Origin of the sequence: Phytobacter diazotrophicus (assembly GCF_052061655.1) — a bacterium.
Lineage (GTDB): Bacteria > Pseudomonadota > Gammaproteobacteria > Enterobacterales > Enterobacteriaceae > Phytobacter > Phytobacter diazotrophicus.
The window spans coordinates 1,322,104-1,338,818 of the sequence record NZ_CM125428.1; the positions used below are offsets into that span (position 1 = coordinate 1,322,104).

9 protein-coding genes are annotated in these 16,715 nt (G+C 54.9%); 8 read left to right on the forward strand and 1 reads right to left on the reverse strand.

Translation table 11 applies throughout. The annotated features are described in order from the left end of the window. Positions 1 to 220: 220 nt before the first annotated feature. The 8 genes from purL to glnB all read left to right on the forward strand — a co-directional run bounded on the left by purL (position 221) and on the right by glnB (position 15,299). Complete coding sequence (purL, locus tag ACS0RQ_RS06550) at positions 221 to 4,108, forward strand: phosphoribosylformylglycinamidine synthase (protein WP_271849571.1); 3,888 nt, start codon at positions 221 to 223, stop codon at positions 4,106 to 4,108. Positions 4,109 to 4,232: 124 nt separating this feature from the next. Further along, the gene (locus ACS0RQ_RS06555; protein ID WP_271849572.1) at positions 4,233 to 7,247 is read left to right on the forward strand and encodes a hypothetical protein; all 3,015 of its coding nucleotides are present in this window, start codon (positions 4,233 to 4,235) and stop codon (positions 7,245 to 7,247) included. Then, the gene (locus ACS0RQ_RS06560) at positions 7,237 to 8,859 is read left to right on the forward strand and encodes a hypothetical protein (RefSeq protein ID WP_271849573.1); all 1,623 of its coding nucleotides are present in this window, start codon (positions 7,237 to 7,239) and stop codon (positions 8,857 to 8,859) included. The genes ACS0RQ_RS06555 and ACS0RQ_RS06560 overlap by 11 nt, the downstream gene beginning before the upstream one ends. Before the next feature lie 318 nt (positions 8,860 to 9,177). After that, positions 9,178 to 10,878, forward strand: coding sequence for a reverse transcriptase family protein (locus tag ACS0RQ_RS06565; RefSeq protein ID WP_271849574.1), 1,701 nt, complete (start codon positions 9,178 to 9,180; stop codon positions 10,876 to 10,878). Between the two features lie 506 nt (positions 10,879 to 11,384). Continuing rightward, positions 11,385 to 12,821, forward strand: a complete 1,437-nt coding sequence (gene qseE / locus ACS0RQ_RS06570; RefSeq protein ID WP_039079787.1) for a two component system sensor histidine kinase QseE/GlrK — start codon at positions 11,385 to 11,387, stop codon at positions 12,819 to 12,821. Further along, entirely contained in the window at positions 12,818 to 13,552 is a 735-nt protein-coding gene (gene qseG / locus ACS0RQ_RS06575; RefSeq protein ID WP_271849575.1) for a two-component system QseEF-associated lipoprotein QseG, read from the forward strand. Before qseE ends, qseG begins: the two co-directional genes overlap by 4 nt. Next, positions 13,549 to 14,886 carry a two-component system response regulator GlrR gene (gene glrR / locus ACS0RQ_RS06580; RefSeq protein WP_271849576.1) on the forward strand — a complete coding sequence of 446 codons (1,338 nt, stop codon included), beginning with the start codon at positions 13,549 to 13,551 and terminating at the stop codon, positions 14,884 to 14,886. The genes qseG and glrR overlap by 4 nt, the downstream gene beginning before the upstream one ends. A 74-nt stretch (positions 14,887 to 14,960) precedes the next feature. Then, complete coding sequence (glnB, locus tag ACS0RQ_RS06585) at positions 14,961 to 15,299, forward strand: nitrogen regulatory protein P-II (RefSeq protein WP_024549981.1); 339 nt, start codon at positions 14,961 to 14,963, stop codon at positions 15,297 to 15,299. A 43-nt stretch (positions 15,300 to 15,342) separates the two neighbouring features. Here glnB and hmpA read toward each other — a convergent pair whose 3' ends face one another. Beyond that, the gene (gene hmpA, locus ACS0RQ_RS06590; protein ID WP_271849577.1) at positions 15,343 to 16,533 is read right to left on the reverse strand and encodes an NO-inducible flavohemoprotein; all 1,191 of its coding nucleotides are present in this window, start codon (positions 16,531 to 16,533) and stop codon (positions 15,343 to 15,345) included. Positions 16,534 to 16,715: the final 182 nt, after the last annotated feature.

The window sequence follows — 16,715 nt, forward strand, 5'->3', positions numbered from 1 at the left end:
ATAGCCGCCATGAATACAAGGATGTTTATCGGTCGTTGAGCGGCATTTTGCGCAACAATACGCCAGTTGGCAACTAATTAGCGAAGCCGCTACGGTTTGCTGCCAAATGCCACTCATGATTTTATTTCGACGCAAACGGTTTCGTCACCGCTCAGGATTCTCTATAATGACGCCCGTTTTCCCCCTGATGCACACTTAAAGCTTCGAAGACGAGAGACTTATGATGGAAATTCTGCGTGGTTCGCCTGCACTGTCCGCATTTCGTATCAACAAACTGCTGGCGCGTTTTCAGGCAGCCCGGCTCCCGGTGAGCAATATTTACGCTGAGTATGTCCATTTTGCCGATGTGAACGATCGGCTGAACGAGGAAGAGCTCACGCGGCTGCAACGCCTGCTGAAATATGGTCCGAACTTGAGCAGCCATACCCCAACCGGAAAATTACTTCTCGTTACGCCCCGCCCTGGCACCATCTCCCCCTGGTCTTCTAAAGCAACGGATATCGCGCACAACTGCGACCTTGGCAAAATCAATCGCCTTGAGCGCGGCGTGGCTTACTATGTTGAGGCCTCAACGCTGACCGAAGCGCAATGGGCAAGCGTGGCGGCTGAACTGCATGACCGCATGATGGAGACCGTATTTACCGCCGAAGCGGATGCGGCACGCCTGTTTGAACATCATCAGCCTGCGCCGGTGCAAAGTGTGGATTTGTTGGGTGAAGGGCGTCAGGCGCTGATCGACGCTAACGTGCGTCTCGGTCTGGCACTGGCGGAAGACGAAATTGATTATCTGCAGGATGCGTTTAGCCGCCTTGGCCGCAACCCGAATGATATCGAACTCTACATGTTCGCGCAGGCGAACTCTGAACACTGCCGTCATAAAATTTTCAACGCCGACTGGGTGATTGACGGCGAACAGCAGCCAAAATCGCTGTTTAAGATGATCAAAAACACCTTCGAGAAAACCCCGGACTATGTGCTGTCTGCCTATAAAGACAACGCCGCGGTGATGGAAGGTTCTGAGGTCGGGCGTTTCTTCGCTGACCACGAGAATGGTCGTTATGACTTCCACCAGGAAGCGGCGCACATTCTGATGAAAGTGGAAACCCACAACCACCCGACGGCGATTTCTCCGTGGCCGGGCGCGGCAACCGGTTCTGGTGGTGAAATCCGTGACGAAGGGGCGACCGGGCGTGGCGCGAAGCCGAAAGCGGGTCTGGTGGGCTTCTCCGTTTCTAACCTGCGTATTCCGGGTTTTGAACAGCCGTGGGAAGAAGATTTCGGTAAGCCGGAACGTATCGTTTCTGCGCTGGATATCATGACCGAAGGCCCACTCGGTGGCGCGGCGTTTAACAACGAATTCGGCCGTCCGGCGCTGACCGGCTACTTCCGTACTTACGAAGAGAAAGTGAACAGCCACAACGGCGAAGAGCTGCGTGGCTATCACAAACCGATCATGCTGGCAGGCGGTATCGGCAACATTCGCGCCGATCACGTACAAAAAGGTGAGATCACCGTTGGCGCGAAACTGATCGTCCTCGGCGGCCCGGCGATGAACATCGGTTTAGGCGGTGGCGCTGCCTCCTCCATGGCCTCCGGCCAGTCTGACGCGGACCTGGATTTTGCTTCCGTCCAGCGTGACAACCCGGAAATGGAGCGTCGTTGCCAGGAAGTGATTGACCGCTGCTGGCAACTGGGTGATGCCAACCCGATCCAGTTTATCCATGACGTGGGGGCGGGCGGTCTGTCCAACGCCATGCCGGAACTGGTAAGCGATGGCGGGCGCGGTGGTAAATTCCAGTTGCGCGACATCCTTAGCGACGAACCGGGGATGAGCCCGCTGGAAATCTGGTGTAACGAATCCCAGGAACGTTATGTCCTGTCCGTTGCGGCCGATCAGTTACCGCTGTTTGATGAACTTTGCCGCCGCGAACGCGCCCCGTACGCAGTGATTGGTGAAGCCGTGGCAGAGCAACATCTGACCATGAGCGACAGCCACTTCGACAACCAGCCGATCGATTTGCCGCTGGATGTGCTGCTGGGTAAAACCCCAAAAATGACCCGCGACGTGCAGACACGTAAAGCGGCCGGTGAAGCCATCGATTCACGTGACATTTCCATTGCTGACGCGGTAAACCGTGTGCTGCATCTGCCTGCCGTCGCCGAGAAAACCTTCCTGGTGACCATCGGCGACCGTACCGTCACCGGTATGGTGTCGCGCGATCAGATGGTTGGCCCGTGGCAGGTGCCTGTCGCTAACTGTGCGGTGACCACCGCCAGCCTGGACAGCTACTACGGCGAAGCGATGTCCATCGGCGAACGTGCGCCGGTGGCACTGCTGGACTTCGCCGCCTCTGCCCGTCTGGCGGTCGGTGAGTCTCTGACCAACATGGCGGCCACGCAAATCGGTGAACTCAACCGCATTAAGCTCTCGGCAAACTGGATGTCCGCAGCCGGTCATCCGGGTGAAGACGCCGGGTTGTACGACGCGGTAAAAGCCGTGGGTGAGGAACTCTGCCCGGCGCTGGGCCTGACCATTCCGGTGGGTAAAGACTCCATGTCGATGAAGACCCGCTGGCAGGAAGGTCACGAGCAGCGCGAGATGACCTCGCCGCTGTCGCTGGTGATCACCGCTTTTGCCCGCGTCGAAGATGTGCGTCGTACCGTGACGCCGCAACTTTCTACCGAAGACAACGCCCTGCTGTTGATTGATTTGGGTAAAGGCCACAATGCGCTGGGCGCAACCGCGCTGGCGCAGGTTTACCGTCAACTGGGCGATAAAACTGCCGATGTGCGTGATGTCCAGCAACTGAAAGGTTTCTGGAATGCGATGCAGGCGCTGGTGGCAGAGGGCAAACTGCTGGCCTGGCATGACCGTTCCGACGGTGGTCTGCTGGTGACGCTGGCCGAAATGGCGTTTGCCGGTCACTGCGGTGTGAATGTGGATATCGCCGCACTGGGCCAGGATCATCTGGCGGCGCTGTTTAACGAAGAACTGGGTGGCGTCATTCAGGTTCGTGCCGCGGACCGTGAAGCTGTAGAAGCGCTGCTGGCGGCAAACGGTCTGGCGGATTGTGTTCACTACCTGGGTCAGGCCACGGCGAGCGATCGGTTTGTTATCGAGGCGGCAGGTCAGGCTGTGTTCAGCGAAAGTCGTACCACCCTGCGTATGTGGTGGGCAGAGACCACCTGGCAGATGCAGCGCCTGCGTGACAACCCGGAATGTGCTGACGAAGAGCATCAGGCGAAAGCCAACGATAGCGATCCGGGCCTGAACGTGAAGCTCTCTTTCGATATTAACGAAGACATTGCGGCACCCTATATTGCGACCGGCGCGCGCCCGAAAGTGGCGGTACTGCGTGAGCAGGGCGTTAACTCCCATGTGGAGATGGCGGCAGCGTTTTACCGTGCGGGCTTTGATGCCATCGACGTCCATATGAGCGATCTGCTGGCCGGGCGTACCGGTCTGGAAGATTTCCAGGCGCTGGTTGCCTGTGGCGGCTTCTCTTACGGTGACGTACTGGGCGCGGGTGAAGGTTGGGCGAAATCGATTCTGTTCAACAACCGCGTGCGTGATGAGTTCGAAACCTTCTTCCACCGTCCGCAGACGCTGGCGCTGGGCGTATGTAACGGCTGCCAGATGATGTCTAACCTGCGTGAGCTGGTGCCGGGCAGTGAGTTGTGGCCACGCTTTGTGCGTAACCACTCTGACCGCTTCGAAGCGCGTTTCAGCCTGGTCGAAGTGACCCAAAGTCCGTCGCTGCTGCTGCAGGGTATGGTGGGTTCGCAAATGCCTATCGCGGTTTCCCACGGTGAAGGCCGCGTGGAAGTGCGTGACGACGCACATCTGGCTCAGCTTGAAAGCAAAGGTCTGGTGGCGCTGCGCTTTGTCGATAACTTCGGTAAAGTGACCCAAACCTACCCGGCTAACCCGAACGGTTCGCCAAACGGTATTACCGCGGTTACCAACGAAAGTGGTCGCGTGACGCTGATGATGCCGCATCCGGAGCGTGTGTTCCGTACGGTTTCTAACTCCTGGCACCCGGAAAACTGGGGTGAGGACAGCCCGTGGATGCGTATCTTCCGCAATGCGCGTAAGCAGTTAGGTTAACCCCATCCAGCACGCCCGGCCCGCATGGTCGGGCGTGCTTCCTCTTTCCGATTGCTTATCTAAAAGACAGAACTGGCGATATTGAGTACAATCGTTTCCGGCGCTAACAGGGAAGGGAACGGTTATGAAGCTGATTAAAAAGGTAAAATTAACCTTTACGCAGGGAGCCTCAGACAAGGTCTATGAGGTGGATCTCTGTGAACAGCCTGGCAACGAGGTGAATCGTTACTGGGTGAATTTTCGCTACGGACGGCGTGGCGGCACGTTACGGGAAGGGACAAAAACGCCTGCCCCCGTTGATTTCACAAATGCCGAGGCTATTTTCGCAAGCGTGGTGGTTGCGAAAACCAACAAAGGCTACGTTGAGGCCGGTTCACTTTCCCCCTCCGCTGTCAGCGCTTTCTCTTCTTCGTTACACACCTTAATACGCCAAATCGATCGCATTAAAGAGAGCGAACAACGAGCCCGAAGCATATGGCGACTCCCTCAGCAGCCGAACGCTATGCTGGCAGACTGGCTGGAAAAGGGGCTTAACGAGGAACATCACTGGCTGGAAAATTACGCCCGCCTCTGGACGCTGGGGCGCACGGGAAATCAGCACAACCTGGCGCGTGTGAGACCCTTTCTTGAAAACCCATATCCGCCATTAAACAACCTTGCTTATGAAGTGTATCTGCGTCTGGGTGACGATGACGATATCGCTGTGCTGCGGCAAAACTTGCTGGCCTCATTACCATCAGATCTGTCCCAGGCGTTAGCCGTTGGTGATACCGTGGCAATCGATACGCAACTTCAGCGCCACATTAATGACCAGAATCCCAACGCGAGTACATTACTGAAAACGCTCTATCGGGTAGCGCTGGACAACCCGCTATTGCATCAAGGCCTGATTCGTCTGCTATACGTTCTGCCTCTGCGCCCTAATCTGTTTAAAGGTGTGCGCTACCTGTTCAAAATGGCCGAGTTCCGCCTGGATGCGCCAGTGTTTGCCCTGCTGGCCTGGCGTTTTGATACTACGCGGGAATTTTATTCTGCCCAGTGGGACGGCGTCTGGGTGAACGGCGTGGGCTATCTGAAACCCAGCCAGGAACTTCTGCGCGACGATAGCAGGCTGGCCTATTCGCGTAAAACGCGCGACTACCTGCGGCGTCGTAGCTGGCGTGCCCTGCGGCGTCTCGGCGCCCGTGGCGACGCTCGCTATGTCGATATGGCCTGCGCGCTTCTGCTCCAGTATAAAAAAGAATGCCTGGTGCCAGAAAAGCAGAGTGATTCAGGCGTCTTCGCCTGCGATGCGCATCTCTTCGCGTGGAACGCCGTTCTGCGCTTACATCACCCTCACTATCAGCGCCACAGGCAGAGAGCGTTATGGATTCGGGTCAACGATGAAAAGGATGAACGCCGCGCCGAGGCATTTCCACTACTCTGGGATCAACGCCCTGACGCACTGCTGACGTTATTGTGCCTGAGCGAGAGTGAAGCCGTTTGCACGTTTGCGCTCAGGGCAATGAAAGATAATGCCTCCTTCTGCAAGGCCCTCACCGATAGCCAACTGGTGCAGTTGCTGGCTCGTCCGTTCCCGCTCATTGCCGATTTTGTGCTCTCGCTTCTTACTGCGCGTTCGCTCACTCCTGAGCTGCTGCTGGGGCTGATTAACAGTGTCCACCCGCAAGCGCGCAGCCTGGCGCTGACCCATTTAAACAGCATTAGCGCACTGTTTGACGAAGCCGAACCGGTTACCGCGCTTTTGCTGGCTGACGATGCGCAGATCAGCGCGTGGTTAGAAGAGCGTTTTTCCCGGCAGCCTCTGACCGCCTCGCAACAGCAGACGTTAACGCGGGCGCTTTTGCTCCGGCTTACCGACGCGCAGACCACCTTTTCTGAGCAACATGCCCTCTGGTTGTCGATGTGCCTGGTGAGCCATCTGTCTGCCATGGCCCCGTCGCTGACGATTGAGAATTTCAGCGAGCTGCTCGCCCATCCCGATACGGGTGTGCAGCTTTTAGCCGCCCGGTTGTTGGTGAGTTCCGATTTGGCGCAGAGCCCGCTTTCGCAAGCCCTGCTGGTTCAGATTCACAACTCGCCTGTCGCGGCTATCCGCGCCGCGGGCATCGCGCTGTTAGGCAAACAAAATCCGGAATTGGTCTTGCTGCAGTTACCGCAGCTAATTGATCTGCTCCAGTGCGGTGAGGCAGAAGAGCGGCAAGCCTGTTACATGCTACTGGGGCAACTGGCAGAGCAGCATGCTGCTGAGGTCTTTGCGGGATTATTCCCCTTAGTCTTTAAAAAAGAAGCCCACGAAGGCGCACACCAGGCGCTGTTAACGTTCTTCACGCACAAGCTTAATGCCTGCCTGATGTCCCTGGACAAGGACACCATCTGGCGGCTGATTCATGCCAGATCGCTGGCAGCACAAAGTCTGGGATGTGAGTGTCTTCTGGCCCGTTCTCCGCTGGCGTGGAGTGTGAATCAATGGGTGGCGTTGGCAAATCATCCTGACCATCATGTTCGTGATTATGCGTTGAGGGCTTTCACCTCACATGTAGATGTTGTCCGCGAACAGAGCAGTGCTGCGCTGGAGCTACTGGAAAGTGACTGGCCCGCAACCCGAGAATTTGGTTTTGCGTATTTCCGCCAGAACTACCCCTCCCAAGGCTGGACCCCGGAGCTGATCGTCAAGGTCTGCGACAGCAACCGCGACGATGTGCAGGCTTACGGTCGGGAACTGTTACAAACGTTCTTCCAGCGCGAGCAGGGGGAAGCGTACCTGTTAAAGCTGAGTCAGCATCCGTCATTGACAGTACAGACCTTTGTGACCCATTTTTTTGAAGAGTACGCAGCCGGAAAGCCCGACGTCATCCTGGCGCTGAAACCTTGTTTCCTGACAATCCTTTCCCAGGTTAACCGTGGGCGTGTCGCTAAAGACAGAACGCTTGCGTTTCTTACGCAGCAGGCGGCTGCCAGCCCGTTGGTGCTTGAGATGGTGGCGTCATTGCTGACTCGTCTGTCGCTGACAGTTGTGCAGAAAGACAAAGCACCGCTGATCAAGGCCATGCTTCAACTGCAAAAACAGTATCCCCATTTGAATTTGCCGCTGGAAATTATTGCCCGACCCGAACAAGGAGCGCCTCATGCAGGTTAGTTATCGTTATCAGGGAAAGAGTCAGGCCTCGGAAGCTGGTTTGACGTTCTCGCCAGATAGCCTTCGCCCACCGGCGTTCTTCGTCGGTGAGCTCAGGCAGAAACTGGCGTTTCGCGAGGCCATCTCCGCGCTGCATAACGTGGTGGTATCGGACATGCGTTTTCAGCCGAAAGATAAAACTGAGTATCGGCGCTGGCTGGCGGGAGAAGAACAGCGGTTATTAGCGGAATTTATTGCGCAGAAAAGCCTGCTTGAGCAAGAAGCGAATGAAATTAGCGGGCGATTACATGTGCTGAACAAAGAGGCTGCAACATTGCTTGCACCTTATCATCAGGCGCAAAAAGCCTATTTCGATTATCTCTATAAAAACGATATTGACGCCTGGTATGTGTTGGATCCTGTCATCACCGTACATCCCGACGAAGTCTTCTTTGAATGCTTTTCCGAAGACGAGTCAAGCTATGGAAAATTGAGCTGTCATTACGATGTGTTCGACAATATTAGCGACCATGCTTACGGCACCACTAATATCGACTACTCCGAAGGGCTCTATCAGGCATTTCAGAAAATCCGTGATTATCACCCGACGCAGTTGAAAATTGATCCGGACGGCTTCGCCATTCAGACTGCCGGCAGCGAGTGTGAAGAGAAGAAGATCGATCTGCCGGACAGTTGGGTGCGCGGTTTTTTACAGGTCAGCTCGGCGATGACCCTGCCGATGGTGAAATTTTCGCTCGCACCCATGGATATGCACAATATTTGCTTTCGTCTCAGGCGTAAGAAAGAGCGTGGCGGGCCGCGCTCGCTGCGTTTTGAGCTGACGCCGGGGCAGCCCGTCAAAATCATTTTTGAGCCGTGGAATGAAACGCTGGTCTGCCCACGTTCGCTCTACAAGGGCGATCAGCCGCGTTCCATACGTGTCTGGGGACGGCGAAGACTGCACATTCTTGAACGTCTCATCCCCGTTGCCGAAAAATTCGATGTCTGCCTTCTCGACGATGGTATGCCTTCCTTCTGGACCGCAGATTTAGGGGCGATGAGTTTTACGCTCGGCCTGTCCGGCTGGAGCGCGAATGACTGGTCGGCCCAGGGCAATTTTGATTTGCTCGCGCCGCGCCAGGCAGTCGATACCCTGACGCTGGAGCGGGTTTATCAGGCACTGAGCAGGCACCATATGGCTTCATGCGCTGCTCTTGCCACCGAGCTGGGGCTGGACGAAAGCATAGTAAAAGCGGCGCTGGCAGCCTACAGCCAACATGGCCAGGTGCTCTATGATCTTAACAAAGATCTTTATCGTATTCGCGCGCTCTGCCGCGAGCCGATCCCACTGGAACAACTGCGCTTTAGCAACGAACGGGAAGAGAAGGCTATCAACTTCGTCAACGCTGGCCTGGTGCAGGTAGAAAGCGCCTTGAGTAATGCCTCTGGAACGCAAATGCGCGGTCAGGTTCTGGATAATGCCGTACGGTACAACGTTTCCCTGATGCTGGATACAGACCAGCGGCTGACGGTGGGTGAGTGCAATTGTCACTATTTCCATCAGAACCGACTGCGTCGTGGTCCGTGTGAACATATGCTGGCATTGCGGCTGGCAGCAAAGGTAAAAGCATGATGAAAAGGACTTTTTCTGCTGTTATACTCGACGTTAATAGCGGCGTGGCAAGGAAACCTTGCATCCCGGATGGTGGATCGCCATTCAGGTTTTATGACTGCCCACGCGTCACTGATGCCATCTTCACTGGGCAGAGTGTGAGTACCTGTCACTATTGCAGTATGGCTTCAACGAAGCCAATGAGTGACAGGTACTCCACTCTGCGTCGAGTGGATAACCTCAGTACCAGGAACTCTTCGAAGGCCTTATTCGCCACGCCGCTATCCCTCCCGGTCATCCCTGTATTCTCTTGTCCATCACGGTCAGGGGGCGTTCGTTATGTCTGAATCTTCAAAGCTGACCCGCCAGCAAATTTACGAGCGTATCCGAGAAACCAGTAAAGAGGAGTACATCCTCGCTGAAATGATCCGTCTGGGTTTCTGGGACGAAACGCAGGATAAACCCGCTCTCACCGCAGAATTTATTGCTCAACGTGCGGCGTTACAGAAACAGCTTGCGGAGCTGGGGCAGAAACAACGGCTTTATGATGACCCGCAAAAAGCATTGCGGGAATTGCACAAGACGCGCAAAAAAGCGGCCCTGGAGAAACGCGAGCAAACCCGCATTGCCCGTAACGAAGCGCGCTATGCGCGTGCGTTGCAATGGCATCAAAAGCAGCAAACAGAGATAACCTGGCTGGGGGAGGGGGTTTCATTTGGCCTCGCCGACACCGCCCACAATACAGCCCGATTGCAGGTGCAGAACTTGCCCGAGCTTGCAGACAGCCAGGCGCTGGCCGCCGCCATGGGCATCACGATTAATGAGCTGCGTTTTCTTTGCTTCCAGAAAAACATCTCCCGAGTAAACCATTACCGGCGTTTTTCCCTCGCCAAAAAAAATGGCGATGAGCGACTGATTTCGGCGCCTATGCCACGTATGAAGCGCGCGCAGTACTGGATTCTGGAAAACATTCTGAATCGGGTGAAGTTACACGAAGCGGCCCACGGTTTTGTTACCGGGCGCAGCATTTTGAGTAATGCGCTGCCGCATGTGAACCAGGCGATAGTGGTCAATCTGGATATGGAAAACTTCTTCCCGACGGTGAATTACCGCCGGGTAAAAGGTTTATTTCGCCAGTTAGGTTATGCCGAGCAACTGGCCACGCAACTGGCATTGTTAACCACTGAACCAGAGGTTGAACAGGTCGCGTTGGATGGCGAGACCTGGTTTGTGCAGGAAGACGCCCGTTTCCTGCCGCAGGGCGCGCCAACCAGTCCGGCGATTTCCAACATCATCTGCCGTCGTCTCGACAGCCGTTTGCAGGCAATGGCACAGAAGCTTGGCTTTGTTTACACCCGTTATGCTGACGACATGACCTTTTCCAGTGCGCAGCCGTCCGCCAATGTGCAACAGCTATTATGGCGCTGCAAGCAAATTGTTCAGGATGAAGGTTTTAAGATCCACCCTGAGAAAACCCGGGTAATGCGCAAGCCGCAAAAGCAGGAAGTCACCGGTATTGTGGTGAATGAAAAGCCCTCCGTGGATCGCAAAACGCTAAAACGCTTTCGCGCATTGCTGTTTCAGATTGCAAAAGATGGAATGGAAGGGAAACGCTGGGGACCGGGCGAGCTGATGGCGAGCCTTGAAGGCTATGCTAATTTCGTGGCAATGGTGGCGCCTGAGAAGGGCATTGCTTTGCAAAAGCAGGTCACCGACTTAAAACGGCAATATGGATACACAACCCAGCCGGGGCGAATTACAGCGCTGAACAAGAAGTTGTTCCGGGCAAAAGCCGCTCGTGGGGAATCGCCACGTGATAACTGGTGGCAGGCACAAGAAGCCCCGCCACCCGTTCTGGAACAAACCGCGCAGCAGCAGGCAACGCAAAAGGCGACATCACCGGCGACAGGGGAGCTGCATTCCGACGCGCAGCCTGATGTTCATGCCGGTCAGGTGCCTGATAATTCTCGTTCCCCTTTACGTTTCTTCTGGGTGCTTATCCTTGTGCTGCTGATTATGATTCTGGCGCGGATGTTTTAAATGTTATCTGTGTCATGTTGCAGTGTCGGGAAACCGCGACAAAGCCACCGTTCTGATGTCTCCAAAAGGAGACATTTAAGTGTTTGATTTATATGGTGGATGAGTTTGGGATAAAAGGGTGTTGCTGATCGGAGACACTTAGCGTGAAAATCATTCAACCGCTATTTAATGCCAGAATGTTGTTAACTTCTTATATTTCAGTTAGTTAATATTTTGTTTTGCGTTTTGGCATAAGTGTTGCATAATAATAACCAGTGGCTCATTCACCTCCTTATGTCAGCCCCTTCGGGACGTGCTACATAAACTTCGAATGACGCACTTAAAGGTGCCTGCCGTCCAACTGCTGATAAAAGTTCGCTTTTTCAGATATCGGGCGAAACGTCGAGTTAGGCACCGCCTAATTTCTAAGCAAAGCCGGGTTTATACCCGGCTTTGCTTTTTCTGGCTTCCCCGTAGCACATTACTCAGCTAGCATCCTGTTAAACCCGATTTGCGAGAGTATTGCGTTGAAACGCTGGCCCATTTTTCCCCGCTCCCTACGCCAGGTCGTTATGATGGCGTTCTTACTGATCTTATTGCCTTTGTTGGTGCTTGCCTGGCAGGCATGGCAAAGCCTGAATGCCCTGAGCGCCCAGGCGGCACAAACGAATCGCACCACGCTTATCGATGCCCGACGCAGCGAGGCGATGACCAATGCCGCGCTGGAAATGGAACGCAGTTACCGTCAGTACTGTGTGCTGGACGACGCAACCCTGTCAAAGGTGTATCAGAGCCAACGTAAACGCTACAGCGAGATGCTGGATGCCCATGCAGGCGTGTTACCGGACGAAAAACTCTACCAGGCGCTGCGTCAGGATTTGAACGATCTCGCTCAGTTACAGTGCAAAAGCAGTGGCCCAACCGCAGAGGCATCCGCACGACTCGAAGCCTTTGCGGCGGCGAATACCGAGATGGTGCAGTCAACGCGGCAGGTGGTGTTTTCCCGTGGACAGCAGTTGCAGCAGGAAATTGCCGAGCGCGGTCAGTTCTTCGGCTGGCAGGCACTGGTGCTGTTTCTGGTTAGCCTCGCGATGGTTCTGCTGTTTACACGGATGATTATCGGCCCGGTGAAGGGCATTGAACGGATGATCAACCGGTTGGGGGAAGGGCGTTCCCTTGGGCATACGGTAGTCTTTAAAGGCCCGCGTGAGTTGCGCTACGTGGGGGAACGCATCATCTGGCTAAGTGAACGCCTTTCCTGGCTTGAATCACAGCGTCATCAATTTTTACGCCATATCTCTCATGAATTGAAAACCCCGCTTGCCAGCATGCGTGAAGGGACGGAACTGCTTGCCGATCAGGTCGTCGGGCCGTTAACAGTGGAGCAGGAAGAGGTGGTGGCTATCCTCGATGACAGCAGCCGTAATCTGCAAAAACTGATTGAACAATTACTCGACTATAACCGGAAACTGGCGGATGGCGCGGTTGAGCTGGAAGACGTTGAGATCGAGCCGCTGGTGGATATGGTTCTTACGGCTCACAGTTTGCCCGCGCGAGCTAAAATGATGCATACCGAGGTTGTGCTGGATGCGGCTTCATGCTGGTCTGAGCCGATGTTGCTGATGAGCGTGCTGGATAATCTTTATTCGAACGCGGTGCACTATGGGGCTGAATCCGGTAACATTTATATTCACAGCTATCTTGCAGGCTCGCGGCTGCGTATTGAGATATCCAATACCGGTACGCCGATTCCTGAGGCGGAACGCAGTATGATTTTTGAACCCTTTTTTCAGGGGAGCCATCAGCGAAAAGGCGCGGTGAAGGGGAGTGGCCTGGGGTTAAGTATCGCCAGAGACTGCGTTCGCCGTATGCACGGCGAGTTGCATCTGGTGGACGTCGATCATGCAGATGTCTGTTTTCGCATTGAGCTACCGCTTAATGCGTCGGAAAAATCCAACAAATGAAGCGAAATCAGGTGAGTATGTCGCACGTTTTTTCCCGCGTGGCTGGCGCGGTGTTGTTGCCTAAGAAAATGCTTCGTGCATTACCCGGCCTGCTACTGGCGGGTTGTGTATCCCAGACGCCTGAGCATGCTGTACATGAACAATTCGAAGAGCAGCTTCCGGAACATCAACTGGCCGATTTCCTGCTGACGGACTGCGGTAATATCTGGTCATTAACCGGCCAGGCTTTCGATACCAACCCGTTATTCTGGCTGCGCAGTATGGATTGTGCCGGGCGCCTGGCGCCAGCAGAAGCGCGTGCTGAGGCGCGCGTCTGGCCCGACGATACGTGGCAGGACGCCTTTAAGCGCGGCATTTTACTGTCGAGTGCGAAAATTACCCCACTGGAACGGCGTGAGAATATCACGCGTCTTGATGTGTTAAGCCCGCAAATTCCTGCACCTGTGCGTCCGCTTTATCAGCTCTGGCGCGACGGTCAGACATCACAGCTCCAGCTTGCAGAAGAGCGTGGCCGTTATGGCAAGCTCCAGCAGTCGACGGATGCCGAGCTGGATACCTTACGCCAGCAGCAACAATTTCTGCGTGAGCAACTGGACACGACCACGCGCAAACTGGAAAACCTGACCGATATAGAACGTCGACTCTCCAGCCGCAAACCGGCGGGCAATGATCTACCGGATAGCGCGCGCCCCGCAAGGACCGAAACGAAACAAGAGGACGCGAAACCATGACCAGCCGAAAACCTGCCCATCTGCTGCTGGTGGATGACGATCCGGGCCTGTTAAAACTGCTTGGTTTGCGCCTGACCAGTGAAGGCTACAGCATTGTCACTGCCGAGAGCGGGCAGGAGGGGCTTCGCGTGCTGGCTCGCGAGAAAGTGGACCTGGTCATCAGCGACCTGCGTATGGATGAGATGGACGGTATGCAACTGTTCACGGAGATCCAGAAGGTGCAGCCGGGTATGCCCGTCATTATTCTCACCGCGCATGGTTCCATTCCGGATGCGGTCGCCGCAACGCAGCAGGGGGTGTTCAGCTTCCTGACCAAGCCGGTCGATAAAGATGCATTGTACAAGGCGATTGACGATGCGCTGGAGCACTCTGCACCCGCCTCAGACGATCAGTGGCGCGATACGATCATTACCCGCAGCCCGGTCATGCTGCGCCTGCTTGAGCAGGCGAGAATGGTGGCGCAGTCTGATGTCAGCGTGCTGATTAACGGCCAGAGCGGGACCGGGAAAGAGATCCTGGCGCAGGCGATCCACAATGCCAGTCCGCGCAGCAAAAATGCCTTTATCGCCATCAACTGTGGTGCGTTACCGGAGCAGTTGCTGGAATCTGAACTCTTTGGTCACGCGCGCGGTGCCTTTACCGGCGCGGTCAGCAGCCGTGAGGGGCTTTTCCAGGCGGCAGAAGGCGGTACGCTGTTTCTTGATGAAATCGGCGATATGCCCATTCCGTTACAGGTTAAACTGCTGCGTGTGTTGCAGGAACGCAAAGTCCGGCCGCTCGGCAGCAACCGTGATATCGACATCAATGTGCGGATTATCTCCGCGACCCACCGCGACCTGCCCAAAGCAATGGCGCGCGGCGAATTTCGTGAAGACCTGTTTTATCGCCTGAATGTGGTTAACCTCAAAATCCCGGCGCTGGCGGAACGTGCGGAGGATATCCCTCTGCTGGCCAACCATCTATTGCGTCAGGCGGCTGACAGACATAAACCCTTTGTGCGCGCTTTTTCCACCGATGCGTTGAAACGGCTGATGACCGCAGGCTGGCCGGGTAACGTGCGCCAACTGGTCAACGTCATTGAGCAATGTGTAGCGCTGACCTCATCGCCGGTCATCAGCGACGCGCTGGTTGAGCAGGCGCTGGAAGGTGAGAACACGGCCCTGCCCACGTTTGTGGAGGCACGGAATCAGTTTGAGCTCAATTACCTGCGCAAGCTGCTGCAAATCACCAAAGGTAACGTCACCCACGCGGCGAGGATGGCCGGGCGCAACCGTACTGAATTTTACAAATTGCTCTCGCGCCATGAGCTGGATGCCAACGACTTTAAAGAGTAATGGCGTAGTGAATATGGTAGTGTGAGCAACCGATTACGAAGTAGCTTACTGGCAAGCGTTTTTAAGGACCAACCATGAAAAAGATTGATGCAATTATTAAACCTTTCAAACTGGATGACGTGCGTGAAGCGCTGGCCGAAGTCGGCATTACCGGGATGACGGTGACCGAAGTGAAAGGGTTTGGTCGCCAGAAAGGCCATACCGAACTGTACCGTGGTGCAGAGTACATGGTGGACTTTCTGCCGAAAGTAAAAATCGAAATCGTTGTCACCGATGATATCGTTGAGACCTGCGTAGATACCATTATCCGCACGGCCCAGACCGGTAAAATCGGCGACGGTAAGATTTTTGTCTTTGATGTTGCCCGCGTGGTACGTATCCGTACCGGCGAAGAAGACGACGCGGCTATCTGATCCTCTCCCTCACCCTGTCGGGTGAGGGCTATTCCTCCTGCTCTTACAGCACCTTGTGGGGGCCAAAACATTCGTAATGAATGTTCTCTGCCTTCATCCCCAACCCGACCAGTTGCTTCGCGGCAAACTGCATAAACGCCACCGGGCCACAAAGATAAAACTGCATGGCCGGATCGCTGAATGCTGACTCGTGCTTACTCAGATCCATCAACCCTTCGCTATCAAAGGCCTGCGCCTGCTTATCAAAATGGGTAGGCGCGCGGTACCAGACATGAGACGTCACGCGAGGCAGTTTGCTGCTCAGTGTTTTCACCTCATCGGCAAAGGCGTGAACATCGCCATTTTCTGCTGCATGGAACCAGTTTACCTGAGCTTTATGCCCAGTCCGGGCGAGTGTATCGAGCATCGCCAGCATTGGTGTCTGGCCGACGCCTGCGGAGATGAGCGTAACCGGGGTGTTGCCCTCGACATTCATAAAGAAGTCGCCTGCCGGGGCCACCAGATGTACCACGTCGCCGACCTGCGCGCGCTGATGCAGCCAGGTTGAGACCTGCCCACCTTCTTCACGTTTAACCGCAATACGATAATGTTTACCGTCAGGGGCGCGTGTCAGGGAGTACTGGCGGATTTCCTGATAAGCAAATTCTTCCGGTTTGAGCCAGATGCCGATGTATTGTCCCGGACGGAAATCAGCAACGGGTTGCCCATCAACAGGGGCGAATTCAAAACTGGTGATTAACGTGCTTTGCCCGGTTTTTTCCACCAGACGAAACGGGCGCGTTCCTTCCCAGCCGCCGGTTTTGCTCGCATTTTCATCATACAGTTGCGCTTCTCGCTGAATAAAGACGCCAGCCAATACCCCATAAGCTTTACCCCATGCGTCGAGGACTTTCTGGCCTGGGCTGAACATCTCATCAAGGGTCGCCAGCAGATGATGGCCAACAATGTCGTATTGCGCAGGCTGGATCTGAAAACTGGTATGTTTTTGGGCAATCTTTTCCACCGCAGGCAGTAACGCGGCGAGGTTATCAAGGTTGCTGGCATAGGCCGCAATAGCGTTGAACAACGCTTCGCGCTGATCGCCGTTACGCTGATTGCTCATGTTAAAAATGTCTTTGAGTTCGGGATTGTGCGTAAACATCCGGTCGTAAAAATGGGCGGTCAGTTTTGGACCGGTTTCCAGCAGCAGAGGAATGGTGGCTTTCACTGTCTCGATGGTTTGAACGTCAAGCATAGTCGCTTCCTGTCAGGTGATTTATAAGATGCATTTAAAATGCATCTTATAGGTGAGGCAGCGGAGTTGTAAAGAGGGAAGCGGCTGCGGTGATGAATTTCAAACGTGAAGAAGTTGCATCACAAACGTGAAAAGAATTCCGTTGCAAAGGCAAAGTGCATTATCTCTCAAACCCTTGTCTG